Origin of the sequence: Agrobacterium tumefaciens (genome assembly GCA_025559845.1) — a bacterium.
Classification (GTDB): Bacteria; Pseudomonadota; Alphaproteobacteria; order Rhizobiales; family Rhizobiaceae; genus Agrobacterium.
Genome location: CP048469.1, coordinates 2,565,808 through 2,591,697, shown reverse-complemented (window position 1 = coordinate 2,591,697; position 25,890 = coordinate 2,565,808). Strand labels below are relative to the sequence as shown.

The following is a 25,890-nucleotide window of genomic DNA, read 5'->3' as shown; positions in this document are numbered from 1 at the left end:
GCGCAATCTATCAGCCCATACGCTCCGATGCGTAGCTTCCCGGGCTCGGCGGGAAAACGACGGTGCGGTTGCCGTTGATAAAGGTGCGATGGTGGATGTGGGCGTGAATGGCGCGTGCCAGAACCTGGCTTTCCACATCGCGGCCCAACGAAACGTAGTCTTCGGCCGACTGCGCGTGGGTAATGCGTACCGTTTCCTGTTCGATGATCGGGCCTTCGTCGAGGTCGGCGGTGACGTAGTGCGCGGTTGCACCAATCAGCTTCACGCCGCGCTCGTACGCCTGCTTGTAAGGGTTGGCACCCTTGAACGAGGGGAGGAAGGAGTGGTGGATGTTGATGATCTGGCCTGACATCTTGCGGCACATCTCGTCGGACAGCACCTGCATGTAACGGGCCAGCACCACAAGCTCCGTACCGGTGCTTTCGATGAGTTCCATCAGTTGTGCTTCGGCCTTCGGCTTGTTGTCTTTCGTTACTTTGATGTGGTGGAAGGGAATGTCGTGATTGACGACGACTTTCTGATAATCGAAGTGGTTTGAGACAACACCGACGATATCGATGGGCAACGCGCCGATCTTCCAGCGATAGAGCAGGTCGTTTAGGCAATGGCCGAAGCGCGACACCATCAGCAACGTTTTCACGCGCTGGCCGTCGCTGTAAATGCGGGCGTCCATCCCAAATTTTTCGGCAACCGGGGCGAAGCCGTCGGTGATTGCTTCCAGGCTTGCTCCTTCTTCCGAAATGAAGGAAACGCGCATGAAGAACTTGCCGGTCTGCAAGTCGTCAAACTGGGAGCTGTCGACGATGTTGCAACCCTTTTCCGCCAGATAGCCGGAAATCGCGGCGACGATGCCGCGGGTCGATTTGCAGGCTACGGTCAGAACATAGGTCGTCATTCGCTTTTTTCCTCAACAACTTCGCGGCCCAAACGGACAAGAGTGGCCGGCGCGTTCCATAGAGCGTTTTGGTGCCAAATGGAAACGCTCTTTCGCATCGGCGCGGTAGAGCAAATTCATAAGGTGCGAATGACAGCCACACCGTGCCGGAAACGACATGCAATGTCCCGACCAGCACGGTGCAAAGGGTGTTCTCAGGCGCGGCGCAGGCGCATGGTGCGGCGACCACGTCCGTCGAGCAGTTCCAGCGTTCCGCGTCGGGCTTCCAGACGGAAGGAGCGGGTCGCTTCAAGCGCGTCGATGAACTGCCGTTCCTGCCGCATGATATCGGGTGCGCAGGCCATCTGCGTGGAAATCATACGGCCGAAATCGATGCGGTCGCGATTGATCCGGGCTTCGCCGCCGATGCCGTTGCAACCGGCATTGCCGGAGACGCGGCCTTCTCTGGAGATTTCGAGCGTCGCCTGTTTCTGGCCGCGAACGCGTTCCCCCTTGATGTCTTCAACCAACCAGCGGCCCTGGATGCCAGCTTCCGTTTCGGGGCGGTCCGGGCCACCTGCCACACGCTGCAGGACAAGGTCGGTGTTATCACGTTCACCCGTCAGTACGGAATAGCGGGTCGTGGTGGTAAACAGCAGGCGGTCGCGATCGCGGATTTCCGCACTCAGCGCATAGGAGCGGCGCGGGCGGATATCGCGGTCGTTGTATCGAAGCACGAACGGCACGGGAACCTGTCCGCGTGGGCGAATTGTTGTTTCGGCAATGGTACGGGATGGCGCATCAGCCAGCGAGACGTCGATGAGCCGGACGGTCACGGTGGCGCCCGGCGGCAGGGCGATGCGTTCACGATAGGCAACCGTTCCTCTAAGGCTTGCGGGAGCTGCCGCGACACCACCGGCGGCAAACAGCGGGGCAAGGGCGGCGAGTGCCGTGAAACTGCGGCGGGAAAGCAGGGAAACGCGGTCATTCATGGTGTTTGCTCCGAGTTGGTGCTGATATCGGCCGCCGTGGCGACCTCATTTCAGCGGATGATAAAAAACGGTGCTGAACGACGGATGAACCGGTAGAAAAAAACCGCCGGGTGTCCCGGCGGTTGCGAAGAGTTCGTTAGTTAGCGCGGAAGGTATCGCGCAACGCTTCGAACTTTGAGAGCTGGCCAGCAAGCAGTTCCTTGTTTTCGTCGCGGCGGACGAAGATCTTGAACATGGCTTTGCCATCGGCGTTCATGAACCAGACGGAACACGAGCGTCGGCCATGGAAACCGCGATCGACAAAGGTGATCGCCGTGCAGCTATCCTTCTTGATGTGGCCACCGATCGGGCTATCGCCGTGGATGTTGAACCAGCCGTGGCCTTCCGTTCCTTCCGGCAGATGGCCGGGAACTTCGAGCACGATATCCTGCGTCTGCACGATCATCAGGACTTCGCCCCAGCTACGGATTTCGTTCCAGATATCGTTGAACTTTTCGGCTGGAGCGGAAACTGCCGCGCCTTCCGGCAGAATTGCCAGAATTTCCGCCGGTGTTACTTCGGCCTTGGCGGCGATCGCTTCGACAATGCCATCCGGCTTTTCGGCGAGGGCTGCGGCGGCACGCGCCTGACGGTCGTCGGCTGCCTGGGCAAGAGCGCTCATCGTTACAGCCTCACGCAGCGATCGAGCGGCGTTCGCCGTTCTTGTCTTCGTGAATGATGACGTCGAAACCTTCGAAGTGAGGACCGGACAGATATTCGACCTTGCCGCGGTTTTCGCCGGCCTTGGCGTGGGCGGCGCGGAATTGTTCAGATTTCGTCCAGTTCAGGAAGTCTTCCTTGGTGGCCCAGACCGTGTGCGACGCGTAGAGCGTGTGGTCTTCGGCCTTCGGGCCTTTCAGCATGTGAAATTCGATGTAGCCCGACAACTCGCTGAGATGTGACTTGCGCTCGCGCCAGATGGCTTCGAACGTATCTTCGTAACCCGGCACGACGCGAAACCGGTTCATGGCAATGAACATGGAATTCTCCCTTTAAGCTTCCTGTTTCAGTCAGGATATCGGGACCCTGCGCACTTGAAAAGGGGCTAGCAACAAAGGAAACAAATTTACTCCACTTAAAAGATTGCGCGGATTATAAACATGTGCAAATAACTCAAGTTAAAAGGCGTGACGAAAGTCGCGCCGCATCGTTTTTTCAGGATTTTGCCATGCTGACGTCTCGCCTCCGCCCCTTCGTTTTCGCTGCCTTTCTGCCCGCTGTGATCGCGGCATCCGCGCCAGCCGCACTGGCGTCCGACAAGGGGAACCCGGAGGCAAAACGCATCGTTGCGGTCGGCGGTACGGTGACGGAAATCCTCTACGCGCTCGGCGCACAGGATCGTGTCGTGGCGCGCGACAGCACCAGTTCCTACCCAGCCGACGCCATGTCGAAGCCGGATATCGGCTACATGCGTGCGCTTTCCTCGGAGGGCATTCTGTCCCAGCAACCTGATCTTATCCTGTCCGAAGATGGTTCGGGTCCTGCGGATGTGATCGCTGTTCTCAAGGCAAGTGCAGTGCCGTTCGTCACGGTGGATACGCCTCCTGTTGGAGACGCCATTCCGAAGAAGATCGAAGACGTTGGCGCTGCCGTCGGTCTTCAGGGCAAGGCAAAGGCTCTGGCCGCCGAGACAAAGGCTGCCCTCGAGGGGCTGGCCAAGGATATTTCATCTGTGCCGGACAAGGATAAGAAGCGCGTTCTCTTCGTGCTTTCCGCTGCCGGTGGACGCGTAATGGCGGCGGGCAAGGACACCGAGGCTGGCGCGATCATCGAAATGGCAGGCGGCGTCAACGCTGCGCAGGAGATTTCCGGCTACAAGCCACTAACCGATGAGGCCATTATCGCAGCAGCACCCGATGTGGTGCTGACCATGTCGCGTGGTGGCCATGCCACCAACCCTAACGAGATTTTTGCCCTGCCGGCATTCCAGTCCACACCTGCCGCCGCCAACAAGGCGCTCGTCAGCATGGATGGGCTTTATCTGATCGGCTTTGGTCCACGCACTCCAGCGGCCGGTCGCGAACTGGCGAGCAAGCTTTATCCTGAGGTCATCAAGCCGTGACGGTCGCCGCCTTGAGTTCAGCCGAAGAGCATATACCGGGTGACAGATCGCGACGCGCGGTCGTCGTTCTGGTTCTGCTCGTCTGTCTTCTGGTGGTCTCCTGTATCGTGTCGCTCGTGACCGGGCCGACCGGTGTCGGGATCAAGGAACTCTGGGTGTATCTGACGGGTGGTGCAGCAGGGCTCGACGCACGCGAAAAGGTCATTCTCGAAGCGGTACGATTGCCCCGCACGGCACTGGGTCTGCTGATCGGGGCGGGACTTGCCGTCTCGGGTGCGATGATGCAAGGACTTTTCCGCAATCCTCTGGCAGACCCCGGTATCGTCGGCGTCACTTCTGGTGCCGCACTTTTTGCCGTTGCAGCCATTTCGCTGAGTGAAGGCGTACTCGCCTCTGTCGCCATTTTCTTCGGCCCGCATTTCCTGCCATTCATGGCGTTTTTCGGAGGCCTCCTCAATACCTGGGTGCTTTATTTGATTGCGACCAAGGATGGTGCGACCTCCACCACAACGCTCATCCTGGCTGGTATCGCAGTTGCTGCCATCAGTGGTGCGCTGACGGGACTGATGATCTTCGTCGCCGACGATCGGGCGCTGCGTGACATCACCTTCTGGTCGCTCGGGTCGCTCAGCGGTTCGACACCGACCAAAGTGCTGGCAACCTTACCTTTTATCGTCGTCGTCCTCGCGATCATCCCCTTCGTTGCCAAGGGGCTGGATGCGCTAATCCTCGGTGATGCCGCTGCCTTCCACATGGGTATTCCGGTGCAGAAGCTGAAACGCATCGTCATTCTGGCGGTTGCGGCGGCTTGTGGCGCAAGTGTTGCCGCTGCAGGTTCTATCGGTTTCGTCGGGATCGTCGTGCCGCACCTGCTACGGTTGGCGATCGGTCCATCCCACCGTTTTCTGTTGCCAGCGTCGGCGCTTGGCGGAGCCGCGCTTCTGCTTTTGGCGGATAGTTTTGCCCGCACCGTTGCTGCACCTGCCGAACTGCCGATCGGCGTTGTGACAGCGCTTATCGGCGCCCCTGTCTTCCTCTTTCTGCTGCTTGGTCGTGGCGGCACATTCATGAGGAACCTTTGATGATCCGGGCTGAAAATATCACGCTCATCCGCTCTGGTCGCCGTCTCCTGGATGGTGTCGGCGTTGATCTGAAACCAGGTAAGGTCAATGTCATCATTGGTCCGAACGGGGCGGGAAAATCCACCTTGATGAAGGTGCTCTCAGGTGAGATGCGCGCTGACCAGGGTGTCGTCGCTTACAACGATATCGACATCTCGGTCTACAAGCCCGCGCAACTGGCGCGGGTCCGGGCTGTGTTGCCGCAGAACACGCAGCTTGCCTTCCCCTTCACGGCGCTGGAAATCGTCCGCATGGGAGCGGTGGCGCAAGGCGCGCTGAAGCCGGAAGATCAGGCTCGACGGGCGCTTGCCAAGGCCGGACTTCGCGGCTTCGAGCAGCGATCCTACAATGTTCTCTCTGGAGGCGAGCAACAGCGGGTGCAATTTGCCCGCGCTTTGGCGCAGGTTCCCAATCCGGTCGAAAATGGCGAGGTTCGCGCCCTGTTTCTGGACGAGCCGACCGCCAGCCTCGATATTGGCCATCAGATCGCGGTGCTGGAAACGGCGCGCGATTTTGCTTCGGCAGGCGGCCTGGTTCTTGCTATCCTCCATGACCTCAATCTTGCGGCGGAGTTTGCCGATCAACTTATCGTCATGCACGACGGGCGGGTCACAGCCAGCGGGCCGTCCTTCGAGACGATCAGCGACGATACGATCGCGCGGGTTTACGGCATTGGTGGTGTTGTCGGACGGCTGCCCGCCGCTCATATCCCCTACGTACTACCACAGTCGCGGCATCGCTGAGGGAGTGCTGCCGCCCGGCGGCACGCTCAAGCGTCCGGGTCTGGCCGGGTGATGATGAAAAGTCCGGAGCCCAGCATCACGGCGCCAACCAGTAAGGCACGCAGCGGTGGCGGATCGCTCAAAAACCAGAAAGCGGTATAGCTCACGGACATAGCTGATATTGCAGCAATTTTCGCTTTTCGGGCAATTGCACCCTTTTCCTTCCACTGCCTTAATGGCGGGCCGAATTTCGAATGGGTGAGCAGCCATCTTTCGAGCTTCGGCGAGGAGCGCGAAAAGAACCACAAGGCAAGCAGCAGAAAGGGTGTGGTCGGCAAAACGGGAAGAAACGCGCCGACGATGCCGGTTGCGACCATAAGCCAGCCAAGACAGAGATATAGGAGGCGCATAAGTCATGCCGATATCATGAGCGCACTACTCATGATAGTGGAATTTCGCGACGTTTGCGTTATCACGTTCTGCGGGGATGCAACTGTCCTGACGTCTTTAAGGGTTGAAAGCACCTCACTCTGTCTTTATCCCGTTGCCGCGATGTCCGGAGCATAACCGGCCACGACGCGGTAAGAAGAAGGAAAACACCATGGCCAAGCTAATCCACTCGATGGTCCGGGTGCTGGACGAAAAACGTTCGGTGGAGTTTTACAGGCAGGCTTTCGGACTTGAGGTTGCGGAACGCGCCGAGTTCGAGAATTTCACTCTCATCTATCTCAGCAATGCCGAGGGCGATTTCGAGCTTGAACTGACGGTCAACAAGGGACGAGAAGTGCCTTACGCTCTGGGCGACGGTTACGGTCATCTTGCTGTCAGCGTTGCAGATGTGGAAGCCGAGCATCAACGCTTTACCGAGCTTGGCCTGTCGGCTGGCAAGATCATCGAGGCCGATTACAAAGGCGCTCCATTTGCAAAATATTTCTTCATCTGCGATCCGGATGGATACAAGATTGAAGTGCTGCAACGCGGCAACCGGTTCAAGTAAGTAAGAGGGGCTTTCATGGCAGAAGCAGGCGTCAAACTGGAAGAAAGCTGGAAACGCGTTCTCTCGCCTGAATTTGCCAGCCCCTATATGCAGAAGCTGAAAGACTTCCTGCTCGCCGAAAAAACGGCTGGCAAACATATCTTTCCCAAAGGCCCGGAATATTTCCGGGCGCTTGATCTCACGCCGCTTGACGAGGTCAAGGTCGTCATACTCGGGCAGGACCCCTATCACGGTCAGGGACAGGCGCACGGGCTCTGTTTCTCGGTGCAGCCCGGTGTCCGTATCCCGCCGTCTCTGGTGAATATCTACAAGGAGCTGCAGAGCGATCTCGGTATTCGCCCGGTCCGTCACGGTTTTCTGGAAAGCTGGGCAAGGCAGGGCGTTCTTTTGCTCAACAGCGTTCTGACGGTTGAAGAGGCTCGCGCCGCGTCCCATCAAGGCCAGGGCTGGGAAAAGTTCACGGATGCCGTGATCCGTGCCGTCAACGACGAGTGTGATCACGTCGTTTTCCTTCTGTGGGGCTCCTACGCCCAGAAAAAAGCTGCCTTCGTAGATCAGGCGAAGCATCTGGTGCTGCGCTCACCACATCCATCGCCACTTTCTGCGCATAATGGCTTTTTCGGTAATCACCATTTCTCCAAGGCCAATGAGTTTCTTGCGTCGCATGGGCGTGAGCCGATCGATTGGCAGTTGCCCGATGTGGCAGGTGGTGAAAAAAACCTTCTTTAGAGGCTCATAAATCTCTTTGCGCTTTGCGGTTGTCGGCATTAAAGATAACCGGACTACAAAGTGAAGGATTTGTTTTCCGTGTCTCTTCTATCCGCTGAAACCTCTGTTGCACTCGCCGATCCGCTCGCCATCGTAAATGCCTTTGAGGACCATTTCGCCGAGCATATGGATATGCGCCGCGATGGCGCGACGGTTCGTTTCAAGGCGGAATACGGTCACGGCAGCTTCAGCGCGGAGGGCGGCCGGTTTGCGGCGCGGGTCAACTGCGTGTCTGAAAACGTGCTGATGTCCGTAAAGGCCATGGTGGCGGAGCATATCGTTGAGTTTTCCGGCGAGACAGGTCTCGATTTCCGTTGGGTCGGCCATGGCGCGGATCAGCGCGAATTGCCCAATCTCTTCGTCGGCAAGATTGCACGCGCCTATAACCTGACACCCAACATGCGTCGTCTGGTGGTGTCTGTCGAAAACGGCATTGAGAAACTGGTCACCAGCGGCATGCATGTCCGATTGCTTCTGGTTCCCGACCAGGGCCGTGCGCCGGTCTGGCCTTATCTTTCCCAAACCGGAGCAATCATCTGGCCGGAAGGCGATGATCTGTTGACCCGGCGTATCTATACGATCCGATCAGGTGATATCGAGGGTGGTGAAGTTCATATCGATTTCGTCATGCACGAGGGCGACCACATGCCGGGTGCGCATTTTGGTGCGACGGCGAAACCAGGCGATGTTGTCGGCATAATCGGTGCCAGTGGTGTTTGCCCGGAGGCCGACCGTTATGTGTTTGCTGGTGACGAGACGGCGCTGCCGGTGATGTTGCGGATGGCGGCGGAGATGCCGGCTGGTAAAAAGCTCAGCGTCTATGCGGAGATTGACAACGAGGCAGAGCGTCAGGATGTCGTCTGCGCTGCCGACGTCGAATGGACCTGGCTCTATCGTCGTGGCAAGCCGGCGGGAACATCGGGTCTGATCGAGCAGGCTCTGCGCGGCCATGCCTTCGCAGAGAACCACGATGGTCAGCATGTTTTCGTTGCCTGCGAAAAAAGCGAAGCACGTGCTGCCAAAGCATTTCTGACGGATGAAGTCGGTATTCCCAAAGCCTCGTTGCGGTCTGTCGGATATTGGACGATGGGTGCGTCTGACGACCACTGAACGGCAGCGTTCAAGACTGCTGCTACGGCTTGGTGCTATTTTGTGAACAATCCGTTCGGATTGTTCTCTCTATACGATCCGATCGTCTTGCCCCATCTTTGGCTCATGAAACACGGACGGCTCCGTTTCGGGAGCCAGTGAGCCAAAGGGGTTTATTATGATTGACCAGATCAAAGGTTTGCACCACGTCACGTCAATGGCTGCGAGTGCGCGCCAGAACAACAGCTTCTTTACCGATACGCTTGGCCTTCGCCGGGTCAAGAAGACCGTCAACTTTGACGCGCCGGATGTCTATCACCTCTACTACGGTGACGAAGTCGGCACGCCGGGCTCGGTCATGACCTATTTCCCGTTCCCGCATATCGCTCGCGGACGTCCGGGCACCGGCGAAGTTGGTACCACGCTGTTTTCTGTTCCCGAGGGTTCACTTGGATACTGGCAGGACCGCCTTTCCAAGGCTGGTGTTGACGGCTTGAAGGCTGATGAGGCCTTCGGCAACAGGCGCCTGCATTTTGCTGGTCCTGATGGCGATGGTTTTGCCCTTGTTGAGGTTCGCGACGATGCGCGTCCACAGTGGACAGGCAACGGCGTCGGAGAAGATCAGGCAATCCGCGGTTTCCAGGGTGCCTCGCTTCGACTGCGCGATGAAGGTGCGACCGCTGAGCTGTTGAAGTTCATGGGTTATCAGGAAGTTGATCGTCAGGATGGCGTGTTGCGTCTTGGTATGCCCGGCGGCAATGGTGCGGATTTCATCGATATCGAGACCATGCCGAATATTTCCGGCGCCAAACTCGGCGCGGGCTCGGTGCATCACATCGCCTTCGCTGTCGAAAATCGCGAAAAGCAACTCGAGGTCCGTAAGGCACTGATGGACACGGGGTATCAGGTCACGCCTGTTATCGATCGCGATTACTTCTGGGCCATCTACTTCCGCACACCAGGCGGTGTGTTGTTCGAAGTGGCAACGAACGAGCCGGGTTTCGATCGTGACGAAGACACGGCCCATCTCGGTGAAGCACTGAAGTTGCCGACCCAGCACGCGCATCTGCGTTCCGTTCTGGAAGAGCATCTCGAACCGCTGGGCGACGAAAAAGAGGCATAAGGACCGGCTTTTCGATCGTTGGAAACAAACACGAAAACCGTCGCCCTCGGGTTAGGCCGAGGGCCTGCGCGCCATCTGGACGGGTGGCCAAGCCTGAGCGATCGGGGCGGGAAACGGAAGGATATTATTTATGGGCCAGGACACTTATTTTCACAAAGCTCGGGCAGGGGCTGCGGGCCAACCACTTTTTATCGTGCTGCACGGTACGGGTGGCGATGAAAACCAGTTTTTCGATTTTGGCAGTCGGCTTTTGCCACAGGCCACGGTTGTTTCGCCACTCGGAGATGTTTCCGAACATGGCGCGGCGCGCTTTTTCCGGCGAACCGGAGAGGGCGTCTACGATATGATTGACCTGCAGCGTGCGACGACCAAACTTGCTGATTTCGTAAGAGCGAACCGTGACCACTACCAGGCCGGACCGGTCATCGGTCTCGGATTTTCGAATGGTGCGAACATTCTTGCCAATGTGCTGATTGAAGACCCCGATCTCTTCGATGCTGCGGTTTTGATGCATCCGCTGATCCCGTTCGCGCCAAAACCGGCTGCCGCCAAACCATCACGTCGGGTACTACTGACAGCCGGCGAGCGTGATCCGATCTGCCCGGTTCCTCTGACAAAGTCACTTGAAACCTATCTGAAAGCGCAGGGTGGTTCGGTTGAAACGATCTGGCATCCGGGCGGACATGAGATCCGTTCGAACGAGATCGACGCAATCCGCGATTTCGTGGCGCCTTATTCGGCCTGACACTCATATTCGGCTTGCGACGATCTCCCGCCTTGCCGATACTGCCGGAACAGTTCCTCCCCCTGTTCCGGTAGTTTTTCATGAGCAAAATGACTTTCAATCCGCCGTCCGTGCGCAAGCCCTTCGGCAATTACAATCATGGTCTTCTGGTGCCGCCTGGCGCGTCGCTGCTGGTCACTTCCGGGCAACTCGGCATTGGTCTGGATGATGCCGTTCCCGCTGATGTCTCGGCTCAGGCCGAACTTTGTTTCGAAGCGATCAAGGCGATCCTCGAAGACGCAGACATGACCTTTGCGGATGTCATCCGTATTTCTGGTTTTGTGACGAAGCGAGAAGATTTTGCACCCTATATGGCAGTGCGTGATCGTTATACGCTCGACCCCAAGCCGGTATCCACGCTGATCATCGTGTCGGGATTTACCCGCCCGGAGTTTCTGGTCGAAGTGGAGGTTACGGCCGCCAAGGTCGTTTGATCAATTTGCCGTAGCGTTGAGGGCGCAAGCCGCCCTCGCGATCACAACACGATCGCCCTGCTGCTATCAACGATAGCCGCATTTCTGCAGTTGGGACTCGTAACGCATCGCCATATTGGCGGAACGGCGAGCGGCTTTCTGGACGCCGGAATTATTGCGCCAGCTTCCCTTCGAATAGCCGGCATGACCGGAATAATAGGCGAGGTAGAGGTTGTAGGGATCGTTCAGCGCGATGCCGTTCTCACGGCGGCTCTTGGCGTGATACCAGCCGACAAAGTGAATGGCATCGGTAAAATCGGTGCGGCTGGCGGACCAGCGTCCCGTCTCGCGCTTGTAGACTTCCCACGTACCATCCAGTGCCTGTGCGTATCCGTAGGCTGTCGATTGGCGTTTCCACGGAATGAAGCCAAGAAGCTTGGTGCGTGGCGGGCGAGCATAAGGCCGGAAGCTGGATTCGGTATAAATCGTCGCCATCATGACCGGGACTGGTACACCGAACTCACGTTCTGCGGCTTTCGCGTCTCGTTGCCAGTTGTTGAAGATGCCGTTCCGCTGCTCGAAGATTGCACAGGCATTGGTGATCTGGGACGGCGCTGTCGCGCAGCCAGCCAGAACAGTCATCAGCAGAACAACGGCAAATACGCCACGCATCACGGAACCCTTTCGTTCCGTCGTTTTTAAATTGGTAACGATTAACGTGGGGTTTTAAGACAAGGTTAATTCAAATGCCGCGCATCGAGGATCTGTTAACCATCTGAAAATCCTTGTGTCGGGGAAAGGGCGAAAGCGTGGAGTGCGAGGTTACATCTGCCTTCTTTCACGCTCCCGATAGCGGTCTCCTCCGCTCCGTCAGAAATGCTCCATTTCCCGTTTGACCTTTTCCATGAAGGCAGAGCGGGTCTCGGCGGTGCAATTGTTCATGTCGTAGTGCGCGAGAAATCTGACCGGGGCGCCGAGCTTTATCTGCCCGCGAAGTACACGCTTGACGATGCGTTTGGGTGGGTTGCCGGCCAGAAAGGCGCGCATGGGTGTGGCGCCATAGGTCATGACAGCTGCGAGTTTGCGGATATGTCGGAGCGTTGGCGTCAGCCTGCCATCCTGCAACGCAAAGGATACACCTGGCAGCCATACGCGATCGAAATAGCCTTTGAGCATTGCCGGGAAACCGAAATTCCAGACCGGTGTGCAGATCACCAGCCCTTCGGCCGCAAGCAGCCTTTCGCAATAGGACCGCACCAGATCGGCGTTTTGAGGAACGTCATGATAGACGCGCCGGTCGTGTGCGGACAGAACAGGGTCAAAACGCTCCTCATAGAGATTGCAGGCATCGACATCGTGGCCCGCTTTTTTCAGGCTTTCGCAAGTCTGGTGAAAAAGCGCCCGCCCATAACTCTCTTCCAGCGGGTGTGAATGCAGTACGAGAACGCGCATGACAAAGCTCCATGTCATCAGCCGGGCGAACATCGTCCCGGCATGAGGTTGAAAACTTTTCCGCGCCGTTTTCCTGATAAATGACGATCCGCTGTTCGAGCATCTTGCTCTTTTCGCATCGCCGTTCACCCCACCATTTGTCAGGTGCGAAACCCGCGCCTGTTGAGCGAGGGTTCGGGAGTACCTTCGGAAGAAATATATGTGGTTGCCGTTACCTGTTTCTCAGGCCTCCTGTGCTTCCGCAAAGGCGGAAAGTCCCGGGAAAAGGTAATTGGTTCCAGCCTTGAAATCAAAGTTCGGATTTTCCCAGGCGATCATCTTGCCAGGGTTCAGAAGGCCCTTGGGATCAGTTTCCTTCTTGAAGGCAAGCTGCACCTTGTCCGTCTGCTTCATGCCGCCTTCTTCCAGCGTGTAACGATGCGGATTGAAGATCGGGCAGCCATTCTGTTCATGGATGCGAATGATCTCTTCCAGGCGTTCTTCCGTGGTGTAGCGGACCAATGGCAGGCCGGAGCACTGGATGTGGCCGTCGAACTTGATGAACTCCAGATGGCCGATCACTTCGTCGCCGAAGATCTCAGTCATTTTGCGGACCTTTTCCACGTGATCCGGACCAGGATACTGCACTTGCAGATAGGTCCAGGACGGATCGATCTTCAGGGCGCGTAGCGTGGTGTGGTTCCAGGCCAGCTCATAGGCGTGCGGAATGCCCTTCATGCTCTCGACCGTGTCCGAGCGGAAACGGATATCGCCCTTCATTCTTTCGGTAAAGGCAACGAACGGCTCGATGGAATGCGGTGCTACCATGAGCACCACCACCGACTGCCCCTCCTTCAGCCAAGGCTTGTGGCGATTGAAATAGTCGAAAGGAATTGGGGCTGCGATCGGCGCGATTTCCTTGAGAAGAATGCCGTTCTTATGAGCCAGCGCGTCGGCAAATTTTACCGCGTCCATGTAGTCGTCGTAACCGACAATCACGTCCACCCAGTCATAGGCGGTGGCAAGCGGCATCTCGACTTCGGTGATGATGCCGTTGGTGCCATAGGCGTGGCTGACCTTCTGCAGATCCCAGGCGGTGAGATCGAGTACGCGTGGTTCGGCTTCCATGGTCACGACCCGCAGGCGCAGGATATTGCCAAGGTCGCGCAGCCCACCCCAGGTGATCGAGCCAACGCCACCCGATCCGCCAGCAATGAAACCGCCGATCGTGGCTGTCTGCTTTGTAGATGGGTGGAAGCGCAGCTCCTGGCCGGAATGCGCTTTCGTCTGCTTGTCGAGTTCGGCAATCACGATGCCAGGCTCGCAAATGACGCGACCCGGCTTGATTTCCTTGATCTTGTTCATGCCCGCCATGTTCAGGACGATACCGCCGGAGAGCGGCATGGCTTGACCGTAGTTGCCCGTTCCCGTGCCGCGCGGCGTGACCGGTGCGCCATGTGCGAAGGCCACTTTCAGGATGCGGATCACCTCCTCCTCGCTTGTCGGGGTGACAATGAGGTCGCCGATCACGTTGTCGAGCTGGGCTTTCAGCACCGGTGAATACCAGTAGAAATCGCGGCTTTTCTGTCTCACCAGCGCTGGGTTGTCCTCAACGGCGATGCCTTCCAGCTCCTGCTTGATCTTGGCGTAGTCTACCATCTTATCGGTCCAGTATAGGGTCAAGGTCACGGTAATCCGGCAGGCGACGGTCGATGCCCATGCCATTCCGCATCACGATGCGGTCAGCCTGCGGACGGGAAAGAAATTCGCTCCAACGCCTCGCGCTGAACAATACGAGATCGGCGGGGCTGCCTACGCGGATACGACCGATATCGGCGCGGCCGAGACTGTCGGCAGGCGAGGTGGTGACAATACGCGCGGCATCGTCGAGCGGATGGTCGAGATGCAGGATGCGCACCGCTTCACGGAACACCTCCACCGGGTCCAGGTCGCCATAGGCATAGAAAGGGTCGCGCGTGTTATCGGAGGAAACGGCGGTTCTGACACCGGCCGCAGCCAGCTCCTTGAACAAGGTCACGCCGCGCCATCGAGGTGTGCGGCCTTCATGGCGATCCTGCAGATACATGTTGCACATCGGTAGCGACACGACATTCAGGCCAGCCTCAGCGACCTTGTCGATTACGGCTTTCGCGACGTCGTCGTCCTGTCGCGCCAGCGAGCAGCAATGACCAACGGTGACCGCCCCCTCGAAGCCGTTGCGAAGTTTTGCCTCGGCCACAGCTTTCAGTGCCAGAACCTGCCTGTCTTCTGTCTCGTCCACATGCAGGTCGATATCGAGGCTGTTGTCAGCAGCCGTGCGGAAGAGGAGATCGAGGCGTGCGTCGAGATCAGGAGACATCTGCGGCACACCGCCAAGCAGGCCGCCGTGACGTTTCACCACAGACACAAGATCGTTGAAGTAGCGCTCGTCGAAAATCTGGTCGGTCGGAAACAGAGCTACGGCCTGAAGCGCGATCCGGTCCTTCCAGTCATCCTGCACTTCAGCGAAAACCTCGAAGGAAATACGGTGCTGGGGCGCTATACTGTCAAGATGGGTGCGCAACAGCTTTGTGCCATGCGCATAAGCCGAACGCAGCGAAAACTCCATACGGGTTCGCACATCTTCGGCAGACCAGTTTGCCTCACGGTCGGCTCGCACATTGTCCAACGCACCCATGAACGTGCCATCAGGATTGCGACGGCGATCCCAGATATGACCTTTGTCGATATGGGTGTGCATCTCGACAAGGCAGGGCCAGACCATGCCGTCGCGCAGATCGGCTTTCGGCAGATCGGCGGGCGTCATGCCAGGCGGAAGGATTGCCGCGATCTTTCCCCCGTCGATGACCAGGTCGGCGCTTACAAGGCCCTCACGCTCGCGCGCTTCGAAGCCTTCTACCGTCACGGCAGGCAAGGTGGCGTTGGTCAGAGCGAAGGCTGATGCATCGGGCAATGTCATGAAGGCGGCAGTCATCAGTTTTCCCGTTTCAGGCTGCTTTCATGCCACCGGTGCAATGAAAGCCATGAGATGAAGGAGGTGATGGCGAAAATCGCTACGCCAAGACAGGAAAGCAGAAGAAGTGCCGCGAAGAGGCGCGGAATATTCATGCGATATTGCGATTCCAGCAGGCGGAAGGCCAGCCCTGAACCTGCACCAGCCGATCCGGCCGCGAACTCGGCAACCACGGCAGCGATCAACGCCAGTCCACCGCCGATCCTCAGGCCCGTCATGAAGTAGGGCAGGGAAGCAGGCAGTTTCAGATAAAGCAATGTCTGCCAGCGGGATGCGCCGTAGAGGTCAAAGAGGTTCAGAAGATTGTGGTCGACGCTTTTCAAGCCCTGCACCATGTTGGAGAGGATCGGGAAAAACGCGACCAGGAAAGCACAGATCAACAGCGCGACCTGGGTGCTCGGTGCATAGATCAGGATCAGCGGTGCGATCGCAACGATGGGGGTTACCTGAAGAATGACGGTAATCGGGTAAAAGGCGATCTCGATCCAGCGCGATTGCACCAGGAAGATGGCGATACCGACCCCGCCGGCCAGCGCCAGTGCGAGCGAGGCCATGGTGATCTTCGTTGTGACCCAGAAGGCAGGGGCGAGTGTTCCCCAGTCATTGAAGAGCGAGGCGACGACGGCCGCCGGGCCTGGCAGAATATAGGGTGGTACGCCGCTGACCTTGACGCCCACATACCAGACAAGAACCAGCACAGCGACGACACCGATCGGGACCAGCGTTCGCAGAATGAGTTCACCACGCCGTTCAAGGAAGCTTTTTTCTTTTGCTTGCGGCAATGCCGCTTCCTGCGTTGCGGACATCAGTGTTCTCCGTTGCCAATGGCTTCGAGAAGCATGGTGGAAACCTTTTCGCAGGCGAGGCGATAGTCTTCCGAGGTGCGGTAATGGGCGTCGCGCTCCATGGCTGTCACCAGCGGAAAATCGGCATGAACGCGGCCGGGGCGAGCTTTCATCACCACGATGCGGTTGGACAGATAGGCAGACTCATAAACGGAATGGGTAACGAAGATGACGGTGATGCCGGTCTCACGCCAAAGCCTCAGCACGTCGTCATTCAATTTCTGGCGGGTGATCTCGTCCAGTGCCGCAAAGGGCTCGTCCATGAGCAGCAGCTTGGGCTTGGTCACCAGTGCGCGGGCAATGGAAACCCGCATTTTCATGCCGCCGGAAAGTTCGCGAGGGTAGGCGTCGGCAAAGTCCTGCAGGCCGACCGTCGCCAGCGTTTTCATGATTTCTTCTCGGGCGGCGGCCTTGGACACGCCACGTAGTTTCAGCGGCAGATACACGTTGCCGAATACCGTCTGCCAGGGCATCAGCGTCGGTTCCTGAAACACGAAGCTGATATCGCCCTCCGGCAAACCCCTTGAGTTGATACGAGAGCTTGGCCAGTCGATCGAACCGGTGGTAACGTCACCAAGACCGGCGATGATGCGCAGCGCCGTCGATTTGCCACATCCGGATGGGCCGAGCAGGCTGACGAATTCACCGCCTTCAACCGTCAGATCCATATGGGACAGGGCCACTGTACCCGAGGAAAAGGTCTTCGAAACGGACTTCATGACGACCAGAGGCCGCTTGCGGGATTCTGCCGGAAGGCTTGTGGCGGCTGGGGACGAAACGCTCATCTTCACTCTGGAATTGTGATGCCGGACAGACCCGCCACGTTGGGACGCGGCGGGTCAGGCTAGTCTTATTTCTTCAGCGCCATGCCGACGCCCTTGCAGACGAATTTCGTCGTGTAGGCTTTTTTGTAGTCCAGATCGGCAGGCTCCAGGCCGATTTTCACGACTGCATCGAAGAAAGCCTTGTACCGGTCGTCGGTAATGCATCCGATGCCCTTTTCAAGCGCGTCGCCGGATTCAAGAATGCCGTATTCCTTCATCTTGGCGATGGAGAAGGCGATCTGCTCGTCCGTCATCTCCGGATTGTCTTTCTTGATGAGGTCGTTGGCAGCCTTGTTGTCGCCGTAGAGGTAGTTGTACCAGCCTTCGAGCGAGGCATCGACGAAGCGCTGCACCATCTCGGGGTTTTCTTCGACCGTCTTGGTCTGCGCGGTAATCATCGTCGAATAGGGCGTGAAGCCCGCATCTGCCAGCAGGAAGACTTTTGGTGCCCAGCCCGCCTGCTTTTCGATTTCGTGTGGCTCAGACGTCAGATAGCCCTGCTGTGCGGATGCCTTGTTGGTGATGAAGGGGCCGGCATTGAAGGTATAGGGCTTGTATTGCTCGTCCTTGAAGCCGGGGTAGTTCTTCTTCATCCATTCGAAATAGGTGGCATAGCCTTCCTTACCCATGAAGATGGTGTCGAGCTTGGCAAGATCTTCGAATTTCTCGACGCCGGCATCCGGGTGGGCGAGAAGCACCTGCGGATCTTTCTGGAAAATGGAGGCGACGCTGGTCAGCGGGATGCCTTCCTTCACCGCGTCCATATCGCCAAGCTGGCCGCCCATGTAGAAGGTCACCTTGCCGGCGATCAGCAGTGAACGGTTGGCGGCATTCGGGCCACCCTGAACGATGGTGACTTTCAGGCCGTGTTTCTCGTAAGTTCCGTCGGCAACGGCCTGGTAAAAGCCGCCGTGCTCCGCCTGTGCCAGCCAGTTGGTGCCGTAGGAAACTTCGTCCAGCGCCAGTGCCGGCGCCGTTGCGGCAATGGAGCCACAAAGCGCCATGCCCGCCAGAAACACGTTTTTCGTCAATCCATTGGTCATGTCTTGTTGTTCCCCTGTTAAACCTTGCGGCATCGTGAGAGCCTGTTTTGTTGTCTTCATTTGATCGTGCGTATCGCGCATTGAAAAGCATCAAAATTCGTGCACATTGATGCCTTAAAAGCATCGTTTGAATGTCAGCGTACAAATGATGCGATACGGTCAAAATTTATGCAGAGTTGATCCGCCGTGCTTCATTCGCGCAAGCTGCAATATATCGACGAGATCGTGCGCTGCGGTTCCATCCGCAAGGCGGCAGCACGTCTCAACGTTGCGTCCTCGGCCGTTAACCGGCAGATCCTCGCGATCGAAGAGGAGTTCGGTGCACCTATTTTCGAACGGTTGCCACGCGGCCTTAAACTGACGGCTGCAGGCGAGTTGTGCATCGAACATATCCGCGAGGTGCTGAAGGATTATGAAAGGCTTGAGACCCGCATTCGCGGTCTCAAGATGCCGCAGGCGGGAAAAGTGACAATGGTGGCGACTACCGGTCTTGCCGCCGGCCCGTTAACGGCGATCCTGCACAATTTTCTCGAAAAACATCCGCGCGTACGGGTTCTGCTTCACAATGACAGCGGCACGCCGACTGTTAATCCGGTGTTGACGGGGGAGGCGGATATCGGCCTTGGTTTCAACATTCCGGCCGCACCGGGACTGCGCACACTTGCCTTGTTCGATGTGCCCGTTGGTGTGGTACTGCCGCCCGATCACCCTTTGGCCGAACGCCAGAGCCTCGATCTCACCGATATCGTGCACGAAAAGATGGTTCTGTCGCAGCCGGGCACGAGCCTTCGCAATGTCATCAATCTTGTGCTGGCTCCGTTGCCAATGCAGGTTGAGCCGCTGCTGGAAACCAATTCGGTGGAGTTGATGAAGCAGCTTGTGCGCTCGGGCTCCGGGCTGACACTTCTCAACCCGCTCGATGTCTATCTCGAATGCAAGCGTGGGGAATTGGTGTTTCGGCCATTTTCGACACCGCACATGCGCCATCAGCCGATGAAGCTGTTTGCCCGCTCACGCTCGACGCTCGATACAGCGGCGAGCCTTTATGTGGAATTCCTGTTGTCCGAGCTTTCGGCGCTGGTTGCCGATCTGCAAAAGCAGGGACATGTGCCCTTGCAGGACAAACAACGCGAACAGGCGGGTTGAAGACCTTGTTTTAGCGGGAATAGAGCGCCGAAAGTGGGTAACTCGCGAGATCGCGCAAGAGTTCGATGAAGCCGGAAACCTGATGTTTGCAGATCGCTTCGCCCTTGGCTGCGGTTCCCTTCGATGCATCGCCGACAACGCCATTGTCGTTCAGGTCGTGGGCGATCCAGGCCAGGGCATGTGGTGGCAGCGGCTGGATGAAACGTGAGCGCTCTTTCTGCCACTCGGCCTTCGATGTGAAATTCTGCGCCTTTTCCATTCGCACCAGTTCAGGACGAAAATGCAGCATCAGTGATGTCTCGACCTCGCCACCATGAATGCCGAATTTCATTTCATGCTCACCAATCAGCCCTTCCGGATGGCCGAAGCGCCCCCATTGGGTGCCGACCACTGCCATGCCGTATCGCACACGCAGTTCTCGCCCGACGATGCTCATGATGTCGACATTACCGCCATGGGAATTGACGATGACCATCTTCTTGACGCCCGCTTCCGAAACCTTCTGACCTATTGAGGTCCACATGCGGATCAGAAGGTCTGCATCGAAGGAAAGCGTGCCGGGTCCGTAGATATGTTCGTTTGCCTTGCCGATCTGCTGTGTGGGCAGAACCAGTGCCGCCAAATCGGCAGGTTTCTGGACACGAAACTCCGAGAGCATGCCCTCGGCGATTGCGACGTCGGTGGCGACGGGCAAATGCGGACCATGTTGTTCTGTCGAGGCGATCGGCAGGATGGCAACGGTATTTTCCGGGTCGAGCGTTGCAAAATCCAGCGTGTTCAGTTCGTTCCAGTAGAAAGCCGTCGCCATGATGTCTGTCGCTCCGTTGTCGTGGTTCCTTACCGGAGTAGGCGTTTCGGTAGAGCGCGAAAAGCATCAATTTGTGCACATGCCGATCTCTTTTTCAGTGCGCGTTCAGATTGCCTGGGCAAGAAAAATGCGTGGCATGTCAAAAAATCGAAAACAGATAAAATTGTAGCTATCGGCTTAAAGCGGCTGAAAAGAGTGCTGTGCCATTGTGGGACTACAGACGAAGGAGCGCTCCAAAACAAAAAAGAGCGCCTCATTAAAAGCAACGCAGATCAAGACCGGCACAAAGCTGGCAGAAACCGAAACGGGGTATGAAAATGCTGAAGAAGATTATTGCTGCCGCCATTTGCGGCATTGTCGTCGCTTCCATGTCCACCCATGCGGATGCAGCCGGTGCCGCCGGTTTTGCGCGCGGTTTCGCCACGGCTGAAAAGGCTGCGCTTGCGAAGATCGATATCTCCGCCTCCAATCGTTTCGATGGCTGCACGCTTGTTGCGGGTCAGTGCGTTTCCTCCGCTGCCATGCGTTTGACGGAAAAGCGCCGCGACCAGCTTTTGAATGTCAACCGTGACATCAACGGCACGATGGGCGCGCTTGATGATTATTTTTCCGGTTTTGGAAGCGACGTTCCAGCCATTCAGCCTGTTGGCGCCGACAATTGCGGTGATTGCGCCACGATCAAGCGTTCTGCTCTGGTGGGCGCTGGCTGGTCGTCGAATGCGCTCCGGATCGCTTTTGCTCTCAATGACGATGGATCGCTTGAAAAGGTTCTGATTGTGTCGACCGACAAGGGTGACATCGTTCTCGGCAACGCCGCTTTCACATCCAGGGAGCGCGAAACGGCGCTCTAACCCATCCAGTTTCATGCCTGCCTGACTGCGCCGGTTTTCCCGATCCGATAGAGGATCAGGACGCCGGCGTTTTTTTTCGTTCGGCGACAGCAATTCCGGCAAGTGTCAGGAAGAGTGCGATGAGCTGATAAGTGTGCAGCGTTTCGCCCAATACGGCCACTGAAAGAAGGGTTCCGAAAACGGGCACGAGGTTGATGAACAGGCCTGCGCGGTTGGCGCCAATCTGCTCCACACCCCTGATAAACAGGATCTGCGCAACCAGAGATGCGAAAATGGCGGCATAAAAAACGAGAACCCATCCGGTCTGATCCGGCCACAGCACGGTATTTTGCGAAACTTCCCAGCCAATCAACGGAACAGAGCTGACGAGCGCGAAAAAGGCCGGAATTGCCATCAGCGTGCGCCAGTCGACTGCCGGTTTCCAGCGCAGGATCACGGTATAGATTGCGTAAGCCAGCACGGCGAGCAGCATGATGGCGTCACCGACATTCATGTCGAGCTGCAGCAGCGAAATTGGGTCGCCATGAGAGGCGAGCAGACCAACGCCTGCGATGGTCAGGCAAAAGCCGGCGATCTGGCCGACGAAAACGCGTGTGCGAAACAGCATAAAATTCAGGACGAAGATGACCATCGGAATACCGGCCTGAATGACAGCGGCATTGATGGCGGAGGTGTGTTTGAGCGCTGTATAAAGAAAGACGTTGAACGCGGTATAACCGACGCTGCCAAGCACGAAGAAATACGGCAGGCGTTGGCGCACGATGGGCCAATCGCGAATAAGCTGCGGCAGCGATATCGCGAAAATCATCGCGACCGCAAATACCCAGCGCAAGAAGGTGAATGCCATAGGGCTGATATGGCCGATTGCCAGTTTTCCGGCGACAGTGTTGCCGCCCCAGCAGAGCGTGGCGATGATGAGGGCGATGTAAGCTTTCGAGGACACGCTGATCTTTCGGCTGGAGACGGTGGAGTGCGCGGAAACGACGCGTGAGAATCGCGCCGGTTGCATCGGCGAGATCATTCCCGCCGGCGGAGATAAAGCCGAAATCCGCATTTTGTCACGGAAAAAGCAAATTTCGCCGCAAGAAACAGGGTCGCTTTCCGCAAGACAACACAGTATACATTCGCGGGTTTGGGTTTCCCATCGAATTACCGGGCGCGTAAGCGTCATCAGCAGGAAAGCAAGAAATGACGAATGTTGTGGTGGTCGGCTCGCAGTGGGGCGACGAAGGTAAAGGCAAGATTGTAGACTGGTTGTCCGAGCGGGCAGATGTCGTCGTGCGTTATCAGGGCGGTCACAATGCCGGTCACACGCTCGTCATCGATGGCGTGAGCTACAAGCTCTCGCTGCTGCCTTCTGGCGTCGTACGTCCTGGAAAATTGGCTGTCATCGGTAACGGCGTTGTTGTCGATCCGCATGCGCTGATTGCCGAAATCGGCCGTCTGGAAGTGCAGGGCGTCAAGGTCACGACCGACAATCTGCGTATCGCCGACAATGCGACACTTATTCTTTCTCTGCACCGCGAACTGGACGGCATGCGCGAAGACGCGGCCTCCAATAGTGGCACGAAGATCGGCACCACCCGTCGCGGTATCGGTCCGGCCTATGAAGACAAGGTTGGTCGTCGTGCGATCCGCGTCATGGATCTTGCTGATCTCGAAGCGCTTTCGGTCAAGGTTGACCGCATTCTGACGCACCACAATGCGCTGCGTCGCGGCTTCGGTGCGGCCGAAATTTCCCATGAAACGATCATGGAAGAACTGACGTCGATCGCCGACAAGATTCTGCCGTTCAGCGAAACCGTATGGTTGCTGCTCGACAAGAAGCGTCGCGCTGGCGCGCGCATCCTGTTCGAAGGCGCGCAGGGTTCGTTGCTCGATATCGACCACGGCACCTATCCGTATGTTACTTCGTCCAACACGGTTGCCGGTCAGGCCGCTGCCGGTTCGGGTATGGGTCCGGGTTCGCTCGGTTACATCCTCGGCATCACCAAGGCCTACACGACGCGCGTTGGCGAAGGTCCGTTCCCGACCGAACTGAACGATGAAATCGGCCAGTTCCTTGGAGAAAAGGGTCATGAGTTCGGCACCGTGACCGGTCGTAAGCGCCGTTGCGGCTGGTTCGACGCTGCACTGGTTCGCCAGTCGGTTGCGACCAACGGCATCACCGGTATCGCGCTCACGAAACTCGACGTTCTCGACGGTCTGGATGAGCTGAAAATCTGCGTTGGCTACAAGCTAGACGGCCAGGAAATCGATCATCTCCCGGCAAGCCAGGGCGCTCAGGCCCGTGTCGAGCCGATCTACATCACGCTGGAAGGCTGGAAAGAATCCACTGTCGGTGCCCGAAAATGGGCGGATTTGCCTGCTCAGGCAATCAAGTATGTCCGTCAGGTGGAGGAACTGATCGGAGCGCCGGTTGCGCTTCTGTCCACAAGCCCCGAGCGTGACGACACCATACTTGTGACTGATCCGTTTGAGGATTAATGTCCTCAGCGATCAAGTTTCATAAACCATATCGGGCCGGTACGTCGCCGGCCGCGACGAGAAAGTGCTTATGGCGGATTTTGTAGCGGTCATTCGCAAAGCCGTGGATGGCTTGGCGAACAATACTCCCGAAAACCGGGCGAAGGTTTACGAAAAGGCGCGTGGTGCCGTCGTGCGCCAGCTTGAAAACATGAAGCCGCGCCCGCCGGAAGAACTGCTGCGCCGGCAAATCACCAAACTCGACAGCGCCATTGCTGAGGTGGAAAGCGAATTCGCCGAAGCTTTGCCTGCGCTGGAAGAGGAAGACGAAGGCTTTGCGCCGGCTGTAGAGCCGGCGCATCAACCTTCTTATGAAGAGCCGGAAGAAGAAGTCGCCGCTGAACCGGTAGCGCATTCCGCTGACGCTGAAGAATACGAAGCGGATCGGGTCGAGCCAGTCTACGAGGAGCCTCATCCGGTTGAGGCCGCGCCGGTCGCTGCCGCCGATGAAGCACCGGTTGAGGAAGAGCACGCTCACGCCGAGGTCTCCAACGAAGCTCCTTACGAGGAGCCGGAAGAGCTTTATGACGCTCCAGAACCTGTTCATGCCGTTGCCGAGCAGGAGCAACCGCAGCAGGAAGTCATCGGCACCTATTTCACCCGTTCCGATGAGGAGCCCGCCTACGCGTCGGAAGAGGACCGTTATGAAGAGGCGCATCATCATCCCGTCGAGGCTGAGCCTGCGGTCACGCCTGTTGACGAATCCGTTCCGGCACATTGGGCGCAACCCGTTGACGAGGACGACTGGCGCAAGCTTGACGAGGCGACTGAGGATGATCAGCAGCCTCACGGCGCCGAAGACTTGCCTGAGGACGAATACGAAGATCGTAACCAGGCTGGGCATCACCCCTATGCTGCAGCACCGGTCGTCGCGTTCGAGCCCGAGAAGCGCGACGAGCACGGCTACGCCGATCATCGTGCCGATGTCGATCACGATCCGGTCTTCGGTGGACGTCAAGACTATACCGAAACGCGGCATGAGCCTGAAACGCCGCCGAAAAAAGCTGCCGTGGTGGAGGATTTCTCTACCTACTTCCAGGACACGGATATCGACCTTCCGGCAGAGCGCACGTCGGCAATGCCGCGCGCCAATGATGATCCCTTCGAAGCACCGAAGGACGGCAAGGACAATAAAGAGCGCACCCCTTGGGATGATCTGGATGAGTTGATCGGTTATGATGGCGCGTCGTCGTCGAACCGCGCAGCTTCGGATGAGGCCCCCAGCGTCGGCGCCAGTGCTGCAACGCCTGCCTATATGGTCAAAAAGAAGCCGCGCCGGAACTATGCGGCGGTCGTGCTTGCTCTGGTTGGCGCGGGCCTTCTGGCTGGCGGCGGTTATGCCCTCTGGATGAACCGCGACGCTCTGAACGACATGGTCGGCGGGCTGGTCCAATCAGCAGGCAACGGCAATGGCGAGACATCTGCGCCTTCCACCGACTCTGCCCAGACGCCGACACCAACGCCGCCGGCGACGCAGCAGCCTCCGGCTGCCGGACAGCAGACGGCAAACAATCAGGCTCAACCTTCCGGCGACGACGGTTCTGTCACCGGCACGAAATTCACCCAGCGCCTTATGGCTGATGGAACCGAGCGTGACGAGGGCCCGGCTGCTGGTGGAAACGGTCAGCCGGTGACGGCGGAAGGCCAGTCTGTCTACGAGCAGAACGTCGCACCGCCAGCGACAACCGAGACACCTGCGGCCAATGGTGCTGCGCCGGCCGGAACGCCAGCGACGCCTGCCCAGCCCGGTGCTGTTGCCGGTGGCGAGCGCATGTTCCTGTATGAGGAAGTGCTGGGCCAGACGGTACCAACCGCGATCCAGGGTTCGGTTGCGTGGACACTGCAGCAGGAAAATGACAGTGAAGGCCGACCGTCTCCGACTGTACAGGGCCAGATTACTGTTCCCGGTCGCGGTTTGAGCGCGCTTATCACCTTCAAGCGCAACACCGATCCGTCGTTACCGGCCAGCCATCTGATCGAGATCGTCTTCTCGGTTGCGCCTGGATTTGAAGGCGGCGCGATCGACAGTGTTCAGCGTATCGCGATGAAGAGCACGGAGCAGGATCGTGGTAATGCGCTGATCGCGGTTCCGGCCAAAATCACCGATGATTTCCACATGATCGCGCTGAATGACTTCCCTGACGCGATGAAAACCAACCTCGAACTGTTGAAGAGCCGCAACTGGATCGACATTCCAGTGTCCTATCGCAACGGTCGCCGTGCTTTGCTGACCTTGCAAAAGGGACCGGAAGGCATCGCTGCGTTTGATGCCGCCCTTCGCGACTGGGCTGCAGCCGCGCCTGCGACGGGTCAGTAAGGGCGCTACCAGAGACAAGAAAAAGGGGCTGCCTGAGGCGGCCCCTTTTTTGTTTGCGGATGTTGTGAAGGATACAACGAAAAGCCCACAGATCGAAAGATC

Annotated in this window: 27 protein-coding genes; 13 read left to right on the top strand and 14 right to left on the bottom strand. The window is 57.7% G+C overall.

Translation table 11 applies throughout. The features are described 5' to 3' along the window. Positions 1 to 10: 10 nt before the first annotated feature. The 4 genes from purU to FY156_13125 form a co-directional block, all read right to left on the bottom strand. Positions 11 to 895, bottom strand: a complete 885-nt coding sequence (gene purU, locus FY156_13140; protein ID UXS02343.1) for a formyltetrahydrofolate deformylase — start codon at positions 893 to 895, stop codon at positions 11 to 13. A 194-nt stretch (positions 896 to 1,089) separates the two neighbouring features. Further along, entirely contained in the window at positions 1,090 to 1,866 is a 777-nt protein-coding gene (locus FY156_13135; GenBank protein ID UXS02342.1) for an META domain-containing protein, read from the bottom strand. Between the two features lie 136 nt (positions 1,867 to 2,002). Next, positions 2,003 to 2,527: a heme utilization cystosolic carrier protein HutX gene (gene hutX / locus FY156_13130; protein UXS02341.1), complete on the bottom strand. Its 525-nt coding sequence runs from the start codon at positions 2,525 to 2,527 to the stop codon at positions 2,003 to 2,005. Between the two features lie 10 nt (positions 2,528 to 2,537). Continuing rightward, complete coding sequence (locus tag FY156_13125; protein ID UXS02340.1) at positions 2,538 to 2,885, bottom strand: antibiotic biosynthesis monooxygenase; 348 nt, start codon at positions 2,883 to 2,885, stop codon at positions 2,538 to 2,540. Between the two features lie 188 nt (positions 2,886 to 3,073). Here FY156_13125 and FY156_13120 point away from each other — a divergent pair, with 188 nt between their 5' ends. Genes FY156_13120 through FY156_13110 form a run of 3 tightly spaced genes read left to right on the top strand, consistent with a single transcriptional unit; the run spans position 3,074 to position 5,831 of the window. Continuing rightward, positions 3,074 to 3,967 (top strand): hemin ABC transporter substrate-binding protein, encoded by an 894-nt coding sequence (locus FY156_13120; GenBank protein UXS02339.1) that lies wholly within the window; start codon positions 3,074 to 3,076, stop codon positions 3,965 to 3,967. After that, the gene (locus FY156_13115) at positions 3,964 to 5,049 is read left to right on the top strand and encodes an iron ABC transporter permease (GenBank protein UXS02338.1); all 1,086 of its coding nucleotides are present in this window, start codon (positions 3,964 to 3,966) and stop codon (positions 5,047 to 5,049) included. The genes FY156_13120 and FY156_13115 overlap by 4 nt, the downstream gene beginning before the upstream one ends. After that, a complete protein-coding gene (locus FY156_13110) occupies positions 5,049 to 5,831 on the top strand; it encodes a heme ABC transporter ATP-binding protein (GenBank protein UXS02337.1) in 783 nt (260 codons plus the stop codon). The genes FY156_13115 and FY156_13110 overlap by 1 nt, the downstream gene beginning before the upstream one ends. A gap of 26 nt (positions 5,832 to 5,857) precedes the next feature. Here FY156_13110 and FY156_13105 read toward each other — a convergent pair whose 3' ends face one another. Beyond that, positions 5,858 to 6,220 carry a DUF454 domain-containing protein gene (locus FY156_13105; GenBank protein ID UXS02336.1) on the bottom strand — a complete coding sequence of 121 codons (363 nt, stop codon included), beginning with the start codon at positions 6,218 to 6,220 and terminating at the stop codon, positions 5,858 to 5,860. A 191-nt stretch (positions 6,221 to 6,411) separates the two neighbouring features. Here FY156_13105 and FY156_13100 point away from each other — a divergent pair, with 191 nt between their 5' ends. From FY156_13100 to FY156_13075, 6 genes are all read left to right on the top strand, one after another. Continuing rightward, positions 6,412 to 6,807 carry a lactoylglutathione lyase gene (locus FY156_13100; GenBank protein UXS02335.1) on the top strand — a complete coding sequence of 132 codons (396 nt, stop codon included), beginning with the start codon at positions 6,412 to 6,414 and terminating at the stop codon, positions 6,805 to 6,807. 15 nt (positions 6,808 to 6,822) lie between these two features. Further along, a complete protein-coding gene (gene ung / locus FY156_13095) occupies positions 6,823 to 7,536 on the top strand; it encodes a uracil-DNA glycosylase (protein UXS02334.1) in 714 nt (237 codons plus the stop codon). 78 nt (positions 7,537 to 7,614) lie between these two features. Then, positions 7,615 to 8,685, top strand: a complete 1,071-nt coding sequence (locus tag FY156_13090) for a siderophore-interacting protein (protein UXS02333.1) — start codon at positions 7,615 to 7,617, stop codon at positions 8,683 to 8,685. A gap of 157 nt (positions 8,686 to 8,842) precedes the next feature. Continuing rightward, positions 8,843 to 9,787: a ring-cleaving dioxygenase gene (locus FY156_13085; GenBank protein UXS02332.1), complete on the top strand. Its 945-nt coding sequence runs from the start codon at positions 8,843 to 8,845 to the stop codon at positions 9,785 to 9,787. A 130-nt stretch (positions 9,788 to 9,917) separates the two neighbouring features. Further along, entirely contained in the window at positions 9,918 to 10,532 is a 615-nt protein-coding gene (locus FY156_13080; protein UXS02331.1) for an alpha/beta hydrolase, read from the top strand. Between the two features lie 89 nt (positions 10,533 to 10,621). Further along, on the top strand, positions 10,622 to 11,005 hold the full coding sequence (locus FY156_13075) for a RidA family protein (GenBank protein ID UXS03145.1): 384 nt from the start codon (positions 10,622 to 10,624) through the stop codon (positions 11,003 to 11,005). A gap of 66 nt (positions 11,006 to 11,071) precedes the next feature. Here FY156_13075 and FY156_13070 read toward each other — a convergent pair whose 3' ends face one another. From FY156_13070 to FY156_13040, 7 genes are all read right to left on the bottom strand, one after another. After that, positions 11,072 to 11,656, bottom strand: a complete 585-nt coding sequence (locus tag FY156_13070) for a transglycosylase SLT domain-containing protein (GenBank protein UXS02330.1) — start codon at positions 11,654 to 11,656, stop codon at positions 11,072 to 11,074. Positions 11,657 to 11,854: 198 nt separating this feature from the next. Beyond that, entirely contained in the window at positions 11,855 to 12,436 is a 582-nt protein-coding gene (locus FY156_13065) for an NAD(P)H-dependent oxidoreductase (GenBank protein UXS02329.1), read from the bottom strand. A 222-nt stretch (positions 12,437 to 12,658) separates the two neighbouring features. Continuing rightward, a complete protein-coding gene (locus tag FY156_13060; protein UXS03144.1) occupies positions 12,659 to 14,074 on the bottom strand; it encodes an FAD-binding oxidoreductase in 1,416 nt (471 codons plus the stop codon). 1 nt (position 14,075) lies between these two features. After that, positions 14,076 to 15,389, bottom strand: coding sequence for a cytosine deaminase (locus FY156_13055; GenBank protein ID UXS02328.1), 1,314 nt, complete (start codon positions 15,387 to 15,389; stop codon positions 14,076 to 14,078). Next, on the bottom strand, positions 15,389 to 16,234 hold the full coding sequence (locus tag FY156_13050) for an ABC transporter permease (GenBank protein ID UXS02327.1): 846 nt from the start codon (positions 16,232 to 16,234) through the stop codon (positions 15,389 to 15,391). The genes FY156_13055 and FY156_13050 overlap by 1 nt, the downstream gene beginning before the upstream one ends. Continuing rightward, entirely contained in the window at positions 16,234 to 17,058 is an 825-nt protein-coding gene (locus FY156_13045) for an ABC transporter ATP-binding protein (GenBank protein ID UXS02326.1), read from the bottom strand. The genes FY156_13050 and FY156_13045 overlap by 1 nt, the downstream gene beginning before the upstream one ends. A gap of 65 nt (positions 17,059 to 17,123) precedes the next feature. Next, positions 17,124 to 18,140, bottom strand: a complete 1,017-nt coding sequence (locus FY156_13040; GenBank protein ID UXS02325.1) for an ABC transporter substrate-binding protein — start codon at positions 18,138 to 18,140, stop codon at positions 17,124 to 17,126. A gap of 186 nt (positions 18,141 to 18,326) precedes the next feature. Between FY156_13040 and FY156_13035 the strand changes: the two genes are divergently transcribed. After that, positions 18,327 to 19,286, top strand: a complete 960-nt coding sequence (locus tag FY156_13035) for a LysR family transcriptional regulator (protein UXS02324.1) — start codon at positions 18,327 to 18,329, stop codon at positions 19,284 to 19,286. A gap of 10 nt (positions 19,287 to 19,296) precedes the next feature. Here FY156_13035 and FY156_13030 read toward each other — a convergent pair whose 3' ends face one another. Further along, a complete protein-coding gene (locus tag FY156_13030) occupies positions 19,297 to 20,094 on the bottom strand; it encodes a creatininase family protein (protein ID UXS02323.1) in 798 nt (265 codons plus the stop codon). Positions 20,095 to 20,411: 317 nt separating this feature from the next. On the opposite strand from FY156_13030, the gene FY156_13025 reads away from it, so the two are divergent. Then, the gene (locus tag FY156_13025) at positions 20,412 to 20,945 is read left to right on the top strand and encodes a transglutaminase (protein UXS02322.1); all 534 of its coding nucleotides are present in this window, start codon (positions 20,412 to 20,414) and stop codon (positions 20,943 to 20,945) included. A 55-nt stretch (positions 20,946 to 21,000) separates the two neighbouring features. On the opposite strand, the gene FY156_13020 is transcribed toward FY156_13025, so the two are convergent. Then, a complete protein-coding gene (locus FY156_13020; protein UXS03143.1) occupies positions 21,001 to 21,888 on the bottom strand; it encodes a DMT family transporter in 888 nt (295 codons plus the stop codon). A 245-nt stretch (positions 21,889 to 22,133) separates the two neighbouring features. Between FY156_13020 and FY156_13015 the strand changes: the two genes are divergently transcribed. Both FY156_13015 and FY156_13010 read left to right on the top strand, forming a co-directional pair. Next, positions 22,134 to 23,432: an adenylosuccinate synthase gene (locus FY156_13015; GenBank protein UXS02321.1), complete on the top strand. Its 1,299-nt coding sequence runs from the start codon at positions 22,134 to 22,136 to the stop codon at positions 23,430 to 23,432. Between the two features lie 70 nt (positions 23,433 to 23,502). Then, positions 23,503 to 25,788 (top strand): hypothetical protein, encoded by a 2,286-nt coding sequence (locus FY156_13010; GenBank protein UXS02320.1) that lies wholly within the window; start codon positions 23,503 to 23,505, stop codon positions 25,786 to 25,788. The last annotated feature ends 102 nt before the right edge of the window (positions 25,789 to 25,890 follow it).

Bases quoted from the DNA above. Each gene is read 5' to 3' on its own strand.
- purU (UXS02343.1), bottom strand. From the start codon at position 895: ATGACGACCTATGTTCTGACCGTAGCCTGCAAATCGACCCGCGGCATC.
- FY156_13135 (UXS02342.1), bottom strand. From the start codon at position 1,866: ATGAATGACCGCGTTTCCCTGCTTTCCCGCCGCAGTTTCACGGCACTC.
- hutX (UXS02341.1), bottom strand. From the start codon at position 2,527: ATGAGCGCTCTTGCCCAGGCAGCCGACGACCGTCAGGCGCGTGCCGCC.
- FY156_13125 (UXS02340.1), bottom strand. From the start codon at position 2,885: ATGTTCATTGCCATGAACCGGTTTCGCGTCGTGCCGGGTTACGAAGAT.
- FY156_13120 (UXS02339.1), top strand. From the start codon at position 3,074: ATGCTGACGTCTCGCCTCCGCCCCTTCGTTTTCGCTGCCTTTCTGCCC.
- FY156_13110 (UXS02337.1), top strand. From the start codon at position 5,049: ATGATCCGGGCTGAAAATATCACGCTCATCCGCTCTGGTCGCCGTCTC.
- FY156_13105 (UXS02336.1), bottom strand. From the start codon at position 6,220: ATGCGCCTCCTATATCTCTGTCTTGGCTGGCTTATGGTCGCAACCGGC.
- FY156_13100 (UXS02335.1), top strand. From the start codon at position 6,412: ATGGCCAAGCTAATCCACTCGATGGTCCGGGTGCTGGACGAAAAACGT.
- ung (UXS02334.1), top strand. From the start codon at position 6,823: ATGGCAGAAGCAGGCGTCAAACTGGAAGAAAGCTGGAAACGCGTTCTC.
- FY156_13085 (UXS02332.1), top strand. From the start codon at position 8,843: ATGATTGACCAGATCAAAGGTTTGCACCACGTCACGTCAATGGCTGCG.
- FY156_13080 (UXS02331.1), top strand. From the start codon at position 9,918: ATGGGCCAGGACACTTATTTTCACAAAGCTCGGGCAGGGGCTGCGGGC.
- FY156_13075 (UXS03145.1), top strand. From the start codon at position 10,622: ATGACTTTCAATCCGCCGTCCGTGCGCAAGCCCTTCGGCAATTACAAT.
- FY156_13070 (UXS02330.1), bottom strand. From the start codon at position 11,656: ATGCGTGGCGTATTTGCCGTTGTTCTGCTGATGACTGTTCTGGCTGGC.
- FY156_13065 (UXS02329.1), bottom strand. From the start codon at position 12,436: ATGCGCGTTCTCGTACTGCATTCACACCCGCTGGAAGAGAGTTATGGG.
- FY156_13060 (UXS03144.1), bottom strand. From the start codon at position 14,074: ATGGTAGACTACGCCAAGATCAAGCAGGAGCTGGAAGGCATCGCCGTT.
- FY156_13055 (UXS02328.1), bottom strand. From the start codon at position 15,389: ATGACTGCCGCCTTCATGACATTGCCCGATGCATCAGCCTTCGCTCTG.
- FY156_13050 (UXS02327.1), bottom strand. From the start codon at position 16,234: ATGTCCGCAACGCAGGAAGCGGCATTGCCGCAAGCAAAAGAAAAAAGC.
- FY156_13045 (UXS02326.1), bottom strand. From the start codon at position 17,058: ATGAGCGTTTCGTCCCCAGCCGCCACAAGCCTTCCGGCAGAATCCCGC.
- FY156_13040 (UXS02325.1), bottom strand. From the start codon at position 18,140: ATGACCAATGGATTGACGAAAAACGTGTTTCTGGCGGGCATGGCGCTT.
- FY156_13030 (UXS02323.1), bottom strand. From the start codon at position 20,094: ATGGCGACGGCTTTCTACTGGAACGAACTGAACACGCTGGATTTTGCA.
- FY156_13025 (UXS02322.1), top strand. From the start codon at position 20,412: ATGCTGAAGAAGATTATTGCTGCCGCCATTTGCGGCATTGTCGTCGCT.
- FY156_13015 (UXS02321.1), top strand. From the start codon at position 22,134: ATGACGAATGTTGTGGTGGTCGGCTCGCAGTGGGGCGACGAAGGTAAA.
- FY156_13010 (UXS02320.1), top strand. From the start codon at position 23,503: ATGGCGGATTTTGTAGCGGTCATTCGCAAAGCCGTGGATGGCTTGGCG.